The organism is Ideonella sp. WA131b, assembly GCA_023657425.1.
Lineage (GTDB): Bacteria > Pseudomonadota > Gammaproteobacteria > Burkholderiales > Burkholderiaceae_C > Rubrivivax.
The window spans coordinates 415,428-428,584 of the sequence record JAGTJW010000001.1 but is presented as its reverse complement, the minus strand read 5'-3'; the positions used below and the strand labels follow the sequence as shown (position 1 = coordinate 428,584).

Sequence of the window (13,157 nt, the reverse complement as noted above, 5' to 3'; positions counted from 1 at the left end):
CCAGCGGCGCAACACCCGCCAGCGGCTTTGGCCGCCCCGGCCCTTCGGGTTGGGCCGATTTCGGGGCCCTTGCGGCGTTGCCACGCTGGCCCGGGCGTACAGCCCGGGCTGCGCGCGGCGCCTGGCCTGGGCCCCGAAATCGGCCCAACGCGGGGCTGGATTTCTGCCGCCCACGCTCCTAGTCCCCCCTCAAAGCAGGGGGGCTTCGTGAAAACATCACCCCCGAAACGTGAGCTCCGTCAGGGCTCTCGTCGGCGTTGTGCGACAGCATCTTCAGCCATGAACACGATGCCCCAGACCTTCGATCCGCGTCCGTGGCAGGCCAGCGCCGGGGCGCCGCCCGGGGCGCGCGTGCCGCACCGCCGTGCCCAGGCGGCCTTGAAGCTCGTGGTGGACCGGCTCGAGGCGAAGCCGGCGCCCGTTCCCGTGCCGGCGGCTGCCCTGCGGACCTCCTTCTCATACGGCTTGCAGGGCCGCCGCCACCTGGCGGGTGTGCTGCGTCCGCAGCCGCAGGCGGCTTCCGGCGGCGCCGACCCGCCGATCCTGGCCACGCGGTGGTCGCGGCCTCGCCTCGAGCCCGTGGCCTTTGCGCCGGTGCTGCTGGCGAGCGTGGCGGCGCTGGCCGTGATGCTGCGCGCGGGCTGATCCCTCCCCCAGCCGGGCCCGTTGCCGGGTGCGCGCCGGCCGCTGGGGTAAGCTCACCGGCCATGTTCACTGGCATCGTCCAAGGCGTGGCCCGCGTCGGGCAGGTCGAAGACCGCCCCGGCCTGCGCAGCTTCACGCTGAGCCTGCCGCCCGGGTTCGACGACGGGCTGGCCATCGGCGCCAGCGTCGCCGTCGACGGCGTGTGCCTCACGGTCACCGCGCGCCCGCGCGCCGACCACGCCATGTTCGATGTGATGCAGCAGAGCCTGGCGCTCACGACGCTGGGCCGGCTGGTCGAGGGCAGCGTGCTCAACGTCGAACGCGCCGCGCGCGATGGCGCCGAGATCGGCGGCCACCCGCTGTCGGGCCACGTCGACTTCATGGCGACGGTGGCGCAGGTGCGGCGGCCCGAGAACAACCGCGTGCTGCGCCTGGCCGTGCCGGCGCCCTGGATGCGCTACGTGTTCGCCAAGGGCTACATCGCCGTCAACGGCGCGAGCCTGACGGTGGCCGAGGCCGGCCGTGAACGCGACGGCAGCGGCTGGTTCGAGGTCTGGCTGATCCCCGAGACCCTGCGCATGACCACCTTTGCCGCCAAGGTCGAGGGTGACGCGGTGCACATCGAGATCGAGCGTTCGACGCAGGTCTTCGTCGACACCGTGCGCGACGCGGTGGCCGAGCGCCTGGGGCCGCTGGCCGCCGCGGTGGAGTCGCTGCTGGCCGAGCGCGGGCTCAGCCTGGACGAGCTGGCTCGCCCGCCGGCGCGCTGAGAGTCTGGGCCGCAGGACGGCCGGTGCCGCCAGCACGGGGCCGGCCCCCCGTGAGGAGACAATCCCGCCCCGATGCAGGCGATCCTGGCCGTCACCGTTCCGTTTTTTTCGCTCGTGCTCTGCGGCTACCTGGCTGCGCATCGCCGCGTGCTGCCCGAGAGCGCGATCCCCGGGCTCAACGCCTTTGTCCTGTACTTCGCGCTGCCGTGCATGCTGTTCCGCTTTGGCGCCGGCACGCCGGTGGTCGAGATGCTCAACCCGGTGCTGCTGGCGGTGTACCTGGCGGCGGCGCTGCTGCTGATGGCCGTGGTCGTGAGCTGGAGCCTGAACGAGCGTGTCGGCCTGAAGGACGCCGCCTTCGGTGCGCTGGTGGCGGTGTTTCCCAATACCGGCTTCATGGGCGTGCCGATGCTGGTGGCGCTGTTGGGGCCGGCGGCCGTGGGCCCGATCGTCGTGACGCTGCTGGTGGACCTGTTCATCGTCAGCTCGCTGTGCATCGCGCTGGCCCAGGCTTCCGCCGCCTCGCCGGACGGCCCCGGCGGGGCACGGGCGGCGGCGGGTCGCGCGCTGCGCGGTGCCTTGTCGAACCCGCTGCCGTGGGCGATCGCGCTGGGCGCTGTGTTCGGCTTGCTGGGCTGGCGGCTGCCGGCGCCGGCCCAGGCCGTGGTCGACCTCCTGGCGGGTGCGGCCACGCCGGTGGCGCTGTTCACCATCGGGGCGGTGCTGCACCGCGCCGGTCAGCACGCCAGCCGCCGCACGCCGGCCATTGATTTCGTGCCGGTGGCCCTGGTGAAGCTGATCCTGCACCCGCTGCTGGTGGCTGTGCTCGCGTTGGGGGCGCGACAACTGGGCGCGCCGGTCACGGGCTTCCAGATTCTGGTGCTGACGCTGGCCGCCGCCTTGCCCAGCGCCAGCAACGTCTCGCTGCTCGCCGAGCGCTTCGGTGCCGACAACGGCCGCATCGCGCGCATCATCATGACGAGCACCGTGCTCGCGTTCGCCAGCTTCACGCTGGTGGCCTGGTTGCTGGGCGTGAACCCAGTGCGGTAGCGGCGGGGCTTCCTCGGAACTGCAGCGCCACCACGCCCGATTTCGTTCGATCGCTTCGCGCCAGGGCGCCGCAGACTGCCGCGTCGGCCCTTTGGGCCTCTGCCCGCCCGCGCCCACGATGAACCGCGCCGATCGACTCGTCCTCGCCGGGGTCTTGCTGGCCCTGGGCTTGTGGGCCGCCGGTGCCGCCGGGGCCCAGCGCAGCGCCCCGCGGCCGCGGCCGCTGCCGGTGACGCCCGCGGCCGCCGCCGTGCCCGCTGCGCCGGCGGTGGCGTCGACGCGCTGCCCCGACGAAAGCCCGGCCGAAGGCTCGGCCTCGGCCGCCGACGAGGCAGCCCGGGCCGCGCCCGACCCCCGCGCCGCCCTGCAGGCGCTGGTGCGTGCCGCCCTGGAGCGCAGCCACCAGGTCGGAGCGGCGCGGCTGCTGGCCGAGGCGGCGAAGGATGACACCGAGGCGGCCCGTGCCGCGGGCGGCCTGCGCGCCTCGATGGACCTCAGCCTGGGCTCCGGCGGCAGCCTTGACGCCCTGGGCACCCGCCAAGCCGGCGAAGGTCGGGCGTCGCTGAATCTGAGCCAGCTCATCTGGGACGGCCAGCGCACCGAGCGCCTGGTCGACTGGCGGGAGCGTCTGGCCGAGGCGGCCGAGCTGGGCCACCTGAGCACGCGCGAACAGATCGCGCTGACCACCGTGATGCTGGCCCTGGAGCGCAATCGCTACAGCCAGCACGTCGTCGTGTATGGACAGTACGTCCGCAAGATGGGTTGCCTGGTTGACGCGCTCGATGCCATCGTGCGCGTCGACCGGGGCCGTGCCAGCGAGCTGGTGCAGGTCCGCAAGACCCTGCAGCAGGCCGAGATCGCCCAGGCCCAGGCGCTGTCGCAGGCGCGGGAGGTCGAGCTGCGCCTGCGGCGGCTCGTCGGCAATGGCTTGCGCGGCATCGAGGGCCTGTCGGGCCTGCTGCTTCAGGTGGGCCCGCTCGACGAACAGGTGGCCGACGTCGAGCGCTCGGCCGACATCGCCGCGCTCACCGCGCAGGCCGAGGCGGCTGAGCGCCTGGCCGAGGCTGTCGCGGCGGGCGGCCGGCCGCAACTCAGCTGGGCGGCCAGCGGCTCGGCCACGGGCACCGGCGGTGGCTCGGGGGGCACCTCCAAGCAGGGCAACTGGTCACTGGGCTTGCGGCTGAGCGTGCCGCTTTGGGATCCGGGACTGCGCCCGTCGGCAGACGCCGCCCGCAAGCGCTCGCGCGCCGTGGAGCTGCAGCGCGCGGAGGTGCTGGAGCAGCGCCGCTTCCGCGTTGCCCAGTTGCACGAGCAGACGCTCTCAAGCTTCGACCGTGCGCGCCGCGTCGGTGCCGTGCTGCGCGACAGCGAGCAGCTGCGCAACTTCACGCTGCAGCAGTGGCAGCAGCTGGGTCGTCGCAGCCTGTTCGACGTCATCGCCGCAGAGGCCGACCACTACAACCTTCGGATCAGCCATCTCAACGCGCTGACGGAAGGCCAGCAGTTCAACGCCAGCATGCTGTCGCTCGGCCGTGGCGTTCAGCAGGGGCTGCAGTGAAGGCCGGCCCGGCCCGGGCGCTGCCAGCGCGGACAGCCGCCAGGGCCCACCGATCTGGTCCGTAAACCGGGCTCTCTTCAGGGGCTCGTCGGGCAGGCGGGGCCGCACACTGCACTTGGCGCCCTCCGAACGCCAAGACCCTGCTGCCGATGCGCAAGACCCTGTCGATCGTCGTTCCGACCTACCGCCGCCCGGGCACGCTGGAGCGCGCGCTGGCGAGCGTGGCTGCGGCCACGCGGGCCGACCACGAGATCATCGTCGTCGACGACTGCCCCGAGGGCACGGCCTTTGAACTGGCACGCCGCTTCGGAGCGCGCTACCTGTTCAAGGCGGGCCGGCAGCGCGGGCTGTCGGCCAGCCGCAACCTCGGCCTGGACGTCGCCACAGGGGTTTTCGTGGCCTTCCTGGACGACGACGACTTCTTCAACCCGAGTGGCCTCGATGCGCTGCTGCAGCATGCCTCGGCCCACGAAGGCCTGTGCTTCGGCAACTTCAGCACCTTCACGCACGAGCAGCGTGTGCACCACGACCTGGCCGCCCTGACCGCCGACCACCTGCTGGTGTGCAACCAGATTCCCGTGGGCGCCTACGTGATGCGCCGCGCGGGGCTGAGCAGCCGCTTCGACGAACGGCTGCGCAGCCACGAGGACTGGGAGTTCCTGCTGCGCCAGCTGGCGGGGCAGTCGCTGCGGCACCTGGCCGTCGACGTGGTGAGCATCGACAAGACGGCCAACACCACCACCTCGATGCAGGCCCGCCGCCGCCGGCTGTTTTGGCTCGACTTCCTGTCGATCTACGCCCGCTTCCCGGCCGCCCACCTGAGCGCGCCGCGCGCCGCGATGATGCAAAGCCTCGGGCTGCAACTGCCCGAGGACATGTTGCGTTTCGCCGATGAGATCTGAACGAGAGAGCGACTCCACCATGCGCCAGCCCGAGGTTCACCTGTGCATCGTGCAACCGGTGGGCGACGTGTCGCCGCTGGGCTTCCTGGACCAGGCGCGCTTCTTCCGCTACCAGTTCCGGCGCCTGGGCGCCGAGGTGAGCATCGGCAAAAATCCGCTTGCGCCATGACGCCGTCAACTTTGTCTTTGGCGCGCACCTGGGTTTCGACCCGGCGCTTCGCGAACGGCACACCTGTGTGTTCGTCAACCTTGAGCAGCTGGGCGACGGCGGCAAGCCGGTTTCGGCCGCCTACCTGGACCTCATCGCCACCTCGGCGGTGGTGGACTACGAGGCGTCGAACCTGGCCGCCTACGCGGCGAGCGGCATCAAGGTGCCCATCGTCTCGTTCGCGGAGGCTCCGTACCTGGCGCAGCCCGCAGGCCTGGCGCTGGAGAAGCGGCCCATCGACATCCTGTTTTTCGGCGCCGTCAACGAACGCCGCCGTCGGCTGATCGCGCAGATCGAGGCCGCCGGCCGCACCGTGGCCGCACCCCGGGGCCTGATCTTCGGGCCTGAGCGGGACGGCCTCATCGCACAGGCCAAGGTCGTCTTCAATTGCCACTACTACGAGACGGCTCGCTTCGAGCAGGCGCGTGTATTCCATTGCCTGTCGATGGGTACTCCCGTGGTGAGCGAGCGTGCGCCGTCGACGGCGCCGCCCGTGCAGTTCGAGGACAGCGTGTTCTGGGTGCCCACCGACGAGGTCGGCAGCTTCTTCGCTGACCGTTTCGGGGCGCCGGGCTTTGCCGATGAGTGCCGGGCGAAGCTGGCGAGCTTCAGCCGGCACGATGTGCTCGACCAGTATGCCCAGGCGCTGGCCAGCGGCCTGCAGGAGCACGGCGAGCGTGCGGCGCGGAGGGCCCCAGGGCCGTGGCGCCCGTTGCGGCTGCACATCGGATCGGGCAAGGACTACAAGCCCGGCTGGTTCAATGTCGACATCCTGGCGAGCGCCCAGCCCGATGCCGTCGTCGACCTGGCGCAGCCGCTGTCCTGGCCGCTGCGGCTGAGCAGCGAACTCGCGGGTGACGTCGAGCTCCAGCCCGGAAGCCTGGACTGCATCTTCGCCAACAACGTGCTGGAGCACGTGCCCGACCTGCCCACGCTGATGGGCAACTGCCTGACGCTGCTGCGCACCGGCGGCGAGCTGCAGATCGAGGTTCCCTACGAGCGCGCCACCACGGCCTGGCAGGACCCGACGCATGTGCGCGCGCTCAACGAGAACTCCTGGATCTACTACGCCGAGTGGTTCTGGTACCTGGGCTGGTTCGAGGCCCGGTTCCAGGTCCAGGAGCTCGGTTACCTCGACGGCAGGCTGCAGCCCTGTGACAAGGACGCGGCGCACTACATGCGTGTGCGACTCGTGAAGGTGGCCACCACCCTGGTGGAGCGGACGATGGCGCGCACGATGCGGGCCGACTTCGGCGGACTGCCCGACGACCTGCAGCCTTTTGCACCTGCCGCGGCGACGGCACCCGACCACGCCCTGGAACACGCGCAGTGAAGATCCTGGTGACGAGCGCCAACCTCGGGCAGATCGATCCGCTGGGGCTCCAGCACCACGCGCAGCGTGTGCCCGTCGGCACGACCATCGAACTGCGCTACCACACCGAAGACAGCCTCCCGCTGCGCGTCAACGCCCTGCACCCGCGCCTGCAGGCCAAGATCCCGAAGATGCTCAGCCACGAGATGGACCCGGGCTATGACTACTACCTGTGGTTGGACTCGTCGATCTTCATCGCGCACCCGGATGCCATCCTGTGGATGCTGGGCGAGCTCGGCGACAACGAGATCGCCCTGTTCCGACACCCGCACCGTGGGTCCGTGCGCGCCGAGCTGGACTTCTGCCTGGAGCAGGTGAACGGTCACAACGCCTACCTGCGCAGCCGCTACCTGAACGAGCCGATGCGCGAGCAGGTCGCGTCCTATCTGGCCAGCGGCGCCTACGTCGACGACCGGCTGTTCGCCTGCGGCATCTTCCTGTACTCCAAGGCGCTGCTGGGCCATCGCCCTGACTTCCTGCCGGGCTGGTACTACGAGTGCGCGCGCTGGTCGGTGCAGGATCAGCTCAGCCTGCCCTGGTTGCTGCAGAAGCACCAGGTTCGGCATGCCACGGTGCGCGGCGACATCTTCGACAACCCTTACTTCAAGATGGTGGATCACCACCGCTAAAGGGGCGGGCCCTCGCCTAGGACTGTGGGCGGCAGAGGTCGGCAACGAAGTCGACGCAGGGCTTGGCCAGGCGCTGGTCACGCGCCGAAAGCTCCGTGGCCAGCCTGACGCAGTGCCGGGACAGCTCGGCGACCTCGTCGCGCGGGGGCAGGGGCCGTGTCTTCGTGGCGATGGCCGCAACGTAGCTGGTCTCGCGTTCGTTGAAGGGCGGCGACATCTGCTGCATCGCTCCCGAGAGCTGCGGCACGAGCTTCTGCAGCAGTTGGGCGCGGGGGTTGTCCACCACGGTGTCGGTCCAGAACCCGAAGCCCCCGAGCGCCCCGGCAAAGTCCACCCGCGCGCCCAGGGCCGACAGGTAGGTGGCCCAGACGGCCGGGTACATGGCCTCCAGCACGTGGGAGGACATGTTCTTCTCGTCGAGCACCCGGTGCAGCGCGCGTTGCAGGGGCGATGCAAAGTTGGGGGCGCCGACGACGATCCGACCGCCGACCGCACACAACTGCAGGTGGCTGTAGAGCACGTCGCAGAAGTCGTTGAAGTGCTCGATGAAGCCCAGCGAGAGCACGATGTCGAAGGACTCGCGGTTCTGCCTGAGGTAGCCGTCCAGCGTGTCCTGGCAGAAGGCCCCGACCGCACGCCCTCGGCGGGCAGCCCAGTGGGCGATCTCGCCGACGCGCCCGTAGGTATCGACGCCGCTGATGACGTAGCCCTTCTGCCCGACGTACTCGATGAACCGCCCCGGGAAGCAACCGATCTCGATCGCCTTGCTCGTGCCGGCCGCGACGGGCGGCACCGCCAAGTCGATCAGGCGGGAGAACAGTCCCGCTTCCAGGGGTGCCAGAGTCTCGAAGTCCACGTAGGACCAGGCGGAGTCCCAGTCGGGTGATTTGTCCATTCAAGGCTCCAGGGGCTGTCACTCAACGTTGGATGACACGGTCGCGCAGTGTCGAGAAGGCGTCGATGTATTGCTGGAAGGGCTGATCCCGCCAGGCCATCTTCAAGGCGTCGCTCATCACCGCCTCTATGGGGTGCTGACGCAGTCGCGACATGGACCAGCCCATGGAGTAGGGGTTGGCCGTGTGGGTGCGCCAGTGCGCTTGCACCGTCAGCAGCAGCGAGGCCGCCCGTTCCTGCAGGAAGACCTTGCGCTGGGCCGCTCCTGGATAGGTGGAGGCCCGGGTCAGGGCCTGCTGCAGCGGGGTGCTCGGCCCTTCGCAGAGGGCGAACAGGGCTTCGTTCAGCCGCAGCCACTCGCGCCAGAAGGCGGGGCGGGCGGCAAAGTAGTTGCTGAACACGATCTGCCTCGAGTCCATCACCAGGCCGCGCAGCGGCACGGGCCGTCCGATGTGCTCGAGAAACGCGGTGTAGGCTTCGATGAAGCCGTGGTCGAAGGTCTCGCCCTGTTCGAACACGTTCAGGAAGAACGCGGCCATGTCGGGTTGCGGCGAGAACAGCACCACATCGGCACCGCGCGCTGCGGCCTGCTGCACCGTCTCACACACCTGTGCATGGGCGAGTCCCGTCTTGGCGGCGAACTTCGTGCTGAAGAAGCCGTAGAAGGCCGTGTCGTCCAGCGGCTCCGTCAGCAGATAGCGGCGGATCGGCCAGTACTCATACCAGTCGGGGCGTTCGTTGGCGCGGTTGTCGAGCACCTCGTAGCCGGGCTCCACTGCGGCCAGCGTGGCTTCGGAGTAGGCGATCTGGAATAGCCGCAGCAGCGGCACGGAGCGGTCGGTGCTCATGGCGGCATTACACGCGAGCAGCCGCCCGCCGCAAGGGCGAAACAGGCCGACTTCAGCCCCGCGTTTTCCGCCAGACGCCTTTCCGGGCCGGCCCGGCGCCGAGCACCCGCCACCGCGTGGAAGCGGCGGCGGGTGTGGACGCTCAGATCAGCGGCGGCGGGCGGTCGTCGTCCAGAAGAGTGCGCGAGTGGCTGACCCAGGCCACATGGGATGCCTGCCCGGCCGACGGCGGGGCTGCCGGTGCGGGCGCGGGCGGCCCGCCACACAGCGTGTCGGGTGGTGCGGCCAGCAGTTCGTCGAGTGCCGGTGGCGCCGGCGGCGGGTGTTTGGCGAACAACACGTCAGCCATCTGGTGCTGCTGACCGTCAGCCGTCGTGTAGCTGGACACCATGGCGACGTGGTTGCCGTTGCTGTCCTTGCTCGTCAACGCGTAGTTCAGGTCGAGCGAGACGATTCCAAGGTCGACCAGGCCCTGCAGCTCCCCGGCATCGGTCTGGCCGTCGAGGTCGACGTCCTTCCACACCTTGAGCTGCGAGAACGCGGCGTCCTGGGCATCCAGGCGGCCGTCCTTGTTGCCGTCGAGGTCGGCCATCGCGTCATAGCCATGCCCGGCCCGCTGCCCATTGGCGAGCTGGGTGCCGATGCCGAACAGCTCGCGGCCGTCGTTGATGACCCCATCACCATTGAGATCGCGCACCAGCAGACCGTCGCCGCCGCCGACCCAGCCCACCTGGGCCTTCTGGCCATTGCCCGCGAGGTCGAAGCTCACGCCCTCGGCCGCCGCGGTGGTGGTGATGCCGTTGCCGTCGAGGTCAAGAACGATCGGGGTGACCCCCATCAGCGCATTGATCTGGGCCGTGCTCATGGCCTGGATGTCCTGGGTCTCGAAGGCCGCGTACTGCGCCATGGTCATGGCCGCGATGTCCTGCGTCTGCAGCGCCTCGATCTGTTCGGTCGTGAAGGCGACGATCTGGTCCGTGGTCAGGGCGCGAACCTGGGCCGTGGTCAGCGCGGCGATGTCGGCCGTCTCCAGCCACGCAAACTGCGCGGTCGACAGCGCGACGATCTGCGCCGTCGTGAGCGAATCCACCTGGTCGGTGGTCAGGGCCATGATGTCGCTGCTGCTGGTGAAGCCGACCAGCTGGGCGGTGCTCAGCGCTGCCAGGTCTTCGGTCGCGATGACGGCGATCTGCGATGTCGTCAGCGCGTCGATCTGGGCCGTGGTGAACGCGCGCCACTGGGCCGAGCCCAGCGCGCCGAGGTCGGCGGTGTCGATGGCGGCGATGTCGGCCGAGTCGATGGCGCGCAGCTGGGCGGTGGACAGTGCGGCGAACTGGCCCGAGCTCAGCGCGGCGATGTCGGCCGAGTCGAAGGCCGCGACCTGCTCGGTGGTGAGCGCCCGCACCTGGGCGGTGGAGAGCGCCTGGATGTCGGCCGACTCCAGGTTCTGCACCTGGCCGGTGGTCAGGCTGGCGATCTGGGCCGAAGTGAAGGCCGCGAACTGGTCGGTGGTGAGCGAGTTCAGGTCGTCGGTGGACAGCACACGCAGCTGCGCCGAGGTCAGCGCCTGCAGGTCCGCCGAGGCCAGGCTGGTGAGCTGGGTGGTGGTCAGCGCGTCGATCTGGGCGGTGCTGAAGGCACGGATCTGCGCCGAGTTCAGGGCTCCGAGGTCGGCGGTGTCGATGGCGGCGATGTCGGCCGAGTCGATGGCGCGCAGCTGGGCGGTGGACAGTGCGGCGAACTGGCCCGAGCTCAGCGCGGCGATGTCGGCGGAGTCGAGAGCGACGATCTGCTCGGTGGTGAGCGCCCGCACCTGGGCGGTGGAGAGCGCCTGGATGTCGGCCGACTCCAGGTTCTGCACCTGGCCGGTGGTCAGGCTGGCGATCTGGGCCGAGGTGAAGGCCGCGAACTGATCGGTGGTGAGCGAGTTCAGGTCGTCGGTGGACAGCACGCGCAGCTGCGCCGAGGTCAGCGCCTGGAGGTCGGCCGAGGCCAGGCTGGTGAGCTGGGTGGTGGTCAGCGCGTCGATCTGGGCGGTGCTGAAGGCACGGATCTGCGCCGAGTTCAGGGCTCCGAGGTCGGCGGTGTCGATGGCGGCGATGTCGGCCGAGTCGATGGCGCGCAGCTGGGCGGTGGACAGTGCGGCGAACTGGCCCGAGCTCAGCGCGGCGATGTCGGCCGAGTCGAAGGCCGCGACCTGCTCGGTGGTGAGCGCCCGCACCTGGGCGGTGGAGAGCGCCTGGATGTCGGCCGACTCCAGGTTCTGCACCTGGCCGGTGGTCAGGCTGGCGATCTGGGCCGAAGTGAAGGCCGCGAACTGCTCGGTAGTCAGCGAGTTCAGGTCGTCGGTGGACAGCACACGCAGCTGCGCCGAGGTCAGCGCCTGCAGGTCCGCCGAGGCCAGGCTGGTGAGCTGGGTGGTGGTCAGCGCGTCGATCTGGGCGGTGCTGAAGGCACGGATCTGCGCCGAGTTCAGGGCCCCGAGGTCGGCCGTGTCGATGGCGGCGATGTCGGCCGTTTCGATGGCGCGCAGCTGGGCGGTGGACAGCGCGGCGAACTGGCCCGAGCTCAGCGCGGCGATGTCGGCCGAGTCGAGAGCGACGATCTGCTCGGTGGTGAGCGCCCGCACCTGGGCAGTCGTGAGCGCCTGGATGTCGGCCGACTCCAGGTTCTGCACCTGGCCGGTGGTCAGGCTGGCGATCTGGGCCGAGGTGAAGGCCGCGAACTGCTCGGTAGTCAGCGACTTCAGGTCGTCGGTGGACAGCACACGCAGCTGCGCCGAGGTCAGCGCCTGCAGGTCCGCCGAGGCCAGGCTGGTGAGCTGGGTGGTGGTCAGCGCGTCGATCTGGGCGGTGCTGAAGGCACGGATCTGCGCCGAGTTCAGGGCTCCGAGGTCGGCGGTGTCGATGGCGGCGATGTCGGCCGAGTCGATGGCGCGCAGCTGGGCGGTGGACAGTGCGGCGAACTGGCCCGAGCTCAGCGCGGCGATGTCGGCCGAGTCGAGAGCGACGATCTGCTCGGTGGTGAGCGCCCGCACCTGGGCGGTGGAGAGCGCCTGGACGTCGGCCGACTCCAGGTTCTGCACCTGGCCGGTGGTCAGGCTGGCGATCTGGGCCGAAGTGAAGGCCGCGAACTGCTCGGTAGTCAGCGAGTTCAGGTCGTCGGTGGACAGCACGCGCAGCTGCGCCGAGGTCAGGGCCTGGAGGTCCGCCGAGGCCAGGCTGGTGAGCTGGGTGGTGGTCAGCGCGTCGATCTGGGCGGTGCTGAAGGCACGGATCTGTGCCGAGCCGAGCGCGCCCAGGTCGGCCGTGTCGATGGCGGCGATGTCGCCGCTGTCGATGCTGCGGATCTGCGCCGTGCTCATGGCCGCGAACTGCGCCGAGGTGAGCGCCTCGATGTCGGCCGACTCCAGGGCCACCGCCTGGTCGGTGGTCAGGGCCCGCACCTGGGCGGTCGTGAGCGCCTGGATATCGGCTGACTCCAGGTTCTGCACCTGCGACGTCGTCAGGCTGCCGATCTGGCCGGTCGTGAGCGCGGAGAACTGCTCGGTGGTCAGCGCGTTGAGATCGCCGGTGGACAGCACCCGCAGCTGGGCCGAGGTCAGGGCCTGGAGGTCGGCAGAAACGATGCCGCTGAGCTGGGTGGTTGTCAGTGCATCGATCTGGGTCGTCGTGAACGCGCGCCACTGGGCCGAGCCCAAGGCCCCGAGGTCGGCCGTGTCGATGGCGGCGATGTCGGCCGTTTCGATGGCCCGCAGCTGGCCCGTGCTCAACACCGCAAACTGCGACGAGGTCAGGGCCGCGATGTCAGCTGAGTCCAGGCCCACCAGCTGGGCCGTGGTGATGGCGCGGACCTGCGATGAAGTCAGCGCCTGCAGGTCTTGCGACTCCATCGCCGCCAGCGTGGCCGTCTGCAAAGCCGCGATGCCTGCGGAGCTGATGAACGAAATCTGCGCCGTCGTCAGGTGCTGGATCTGGCCCGACGTCAGCACAGCCCACTCGCTGGTGCCGACGCTGGCGATCGTGGCCGACGTCAGGGCCTGCAATTGGGCGCTGCTGAGGTCGTTGATGATGGTGGAGCTGGTGGACATGGGCGATTCCTCGGAGGTCGGGCGCGTGGCGCCTCCCGCCGGGAGGAGCACGATCGGGACTTCGGCGGGCGTCGAACCGACTTGAGGAAAAAGCGCATAAGGGGTGAGGTTCGTGAACCATTCCCGCCCTGGCGGGTGGCGGGGCCAAAGAAAAAGGGCGCCGGAGGGCGCCCTGCTTGTTCTTGAAGGGC

At 70.0% G+C, this 13,157-nt stretch carries 9 protein-coding genes and 1 pseudogene; 7 read left to right on the top strand and 3 right to left on the bottom strand.

Features of this window, described 5'->3' with window-relative positions; genetic code table 11:
* Positions 1-279: 279 nt before the first annotated feature.
* The 7 genes and pseudogenes from KA711_02055 (at position 280) to KA711_02025 (ending at position 7,134) form a co-directional block, all read left to right on the top strand.
* Positions 280-645 (top strand): hypothetical protein, encoded by a 366-nt coding sequence (locus KA711_02055; protein MCM0607767.1) that lies wholly within the window; start codon positions 280-282, stop codon positions 643-645.
* A gap of 62 nt (positions 646-707) precedes the next feature.
* Positions 708-1,415: a riboflavin synthase subunit alpha gene (locus KA711_02050; GenBank protein ID MCM0607766.1), complete on the top strand. Its 708-nt coding sequence runs from the start codon at positions 708-710 to the stop codon at positions 1,413-1,415.
* Between the two features lie 72 nt (positions 1,416-1,487).
* Positions 1,488-2,465 carry an AEC family transporter gene (locus tag KA711_02045; GenBank protein ID MCM0607765.1) on the top strand — a complete coding sequence of 326 codons (978 nt, stop codon included), beginning with the start codon at positions 1,488-1,490 and terminating at the stop codon, positions 2,463-2,465.
* A gap of 118 nt (positions 2,466-2,583) precedes the next feature.
* Positions 2,584-4,023 (top strand): TolC family protein, encoded by a 1,440-nt coding sequence (locus tag KA711_02040; protein ID MCM0607764.1) that lies wholly within the window; start codon positions 2,584-2,586, stop codon positions 4,021-4,023.
* 149 nt (positions 4,024-4,172) lie between these two features.
* Positions 4,173-4,925 carry a glycosyltransferase family 2 protein gene (locus KA711_02035; protein MCM0607763.1) on the top strand — a complete coding sequence of 251 codons (753 nt, stop codon included), beginning with the start codon at positions 4,173-4,175 and terminating at the stop codon, positions 4,923-4,925.
* 19 nt (positions 4,926-4,944) lie between these two features.
* Positions 4,945-6,466 (top strand): annotated as a pseudogene (locus KA711_02030) (methyltransferase domain-containing protein).
* Positions 6,463-7,134 (top strand): DUF616 domain-containing protein, encoded by a 672-nt coding sequence (locus tag KA711_02025; GenBank protein ID MCM0607762.1) that lies wholly within the window; start codon positions 6,463-6,465, stop codon positions 7,132-7,134. Before KA711_02030 ends, KA711_02025 begins: the two are co-directional and overlap by 4 nt.
* A gap of 16 nt (positions 7,135-7,150) precedes the next feature.
* On the opposite strand, the gene KA711_02020 is transcribed toward KA711_02025, so the two are convergent.
* The 3 genes from KA711_02020 to KA711_02010 all read right to left on the bottom strand — a co-directional run bounded on the left by KA711_02020 (position 7,151) and on the right by KA711_02010 (position 12,966).
* Positions 7,151-8,029 (bottom strand): methyltransferase domain-containing protein, encoded by an 879-nt coding sequence (locus tag KA711_02020; protein ID MCM0607761.1) that lies wholly within the window; start codon positions 8,027-8,029, stop codon positions 7,151-7,153.
* 22 nt (positions 8,030-8,051) lie between these two features.
* On the bottom strand, positions 8,052-8,876 hold the full coding sequence (locus KA711_02015; protein MCM0607760.1) for a hypothetical protein: 825 nt from the start codon (positions 8,874-8,876) through the stop codon (positions 8,052-8,054).
* Positions 8,877-9,018: 142 nt separating this feature from the next.
* Positions 9,019-12,966, bottom strand: a complete 3,948-nt coding sequence (locus KA711_02010; protein MCM0607759.1) for a heme utilization protein — start codon at positions 12,964-12,966, stop codon at positions 9,019-9,021.
* Positions 12,967-13,157: the final 191 nt, after the last annotated feature.

Bases quoted from the DNA above. Each gene is read 5' to 3' on its own strand.
- KA711_02055 (MCM0607767.1), top strand. From the start codon at position 280: ATGAACACGATGCCCCAGACCTTCGATCCGCGTCCGTGGCAGGCCAGC.
- KA711_02050 (MCM0607766.1), top strand. From the start codon at position 708: ATGTTCACTGGCATCGTCCAAGGCGTGGCCCGCGTCGGGCAGGTCGAA.
- KA711_02045 (MCM0607765.1), top strand. From the start codon at position 1,488: ATGCAGGCGATCCTGGCCGTCACCGTTCCGTTTTTTTCGCTCGTGCTC.
- KA711_02040 (MCM0607764.1), top strand. From the start codon at position 2,584: ATGAACCGCGCCGATCGACTCGTCCTCGCCGGGGTCTTGCTGGCCCTG.
- KA711_02035 (MCM0607763.1), top strand. From the start codon at position 4,173: ATGCGCAAGACCCTGTCGATCGTCGTTCCGACCTACCGCCGCCCGGGC.
- KA711_02020 (MCM0607761.1), bottom strand. From the start codon at position 8,029: ATGGACAAATCACCCGACTGGGACTCCGCCTGGTCCTACGTGGACTTC.
- KA711_02015 (MCM0607760.1), bottom strand. From the start codon at position 8,876: ATGAGCACCGACCGCTCCGTGCCGCTGCTGCGGCTATTCCAGATCGCC.
- KA711_02010 (MCM0607759.1), bottom strand. From the start codon at position 12,966: ATGTCCACCAGCTCCACCATCATCAACGACCTCAGCAGCGCCCAATTG.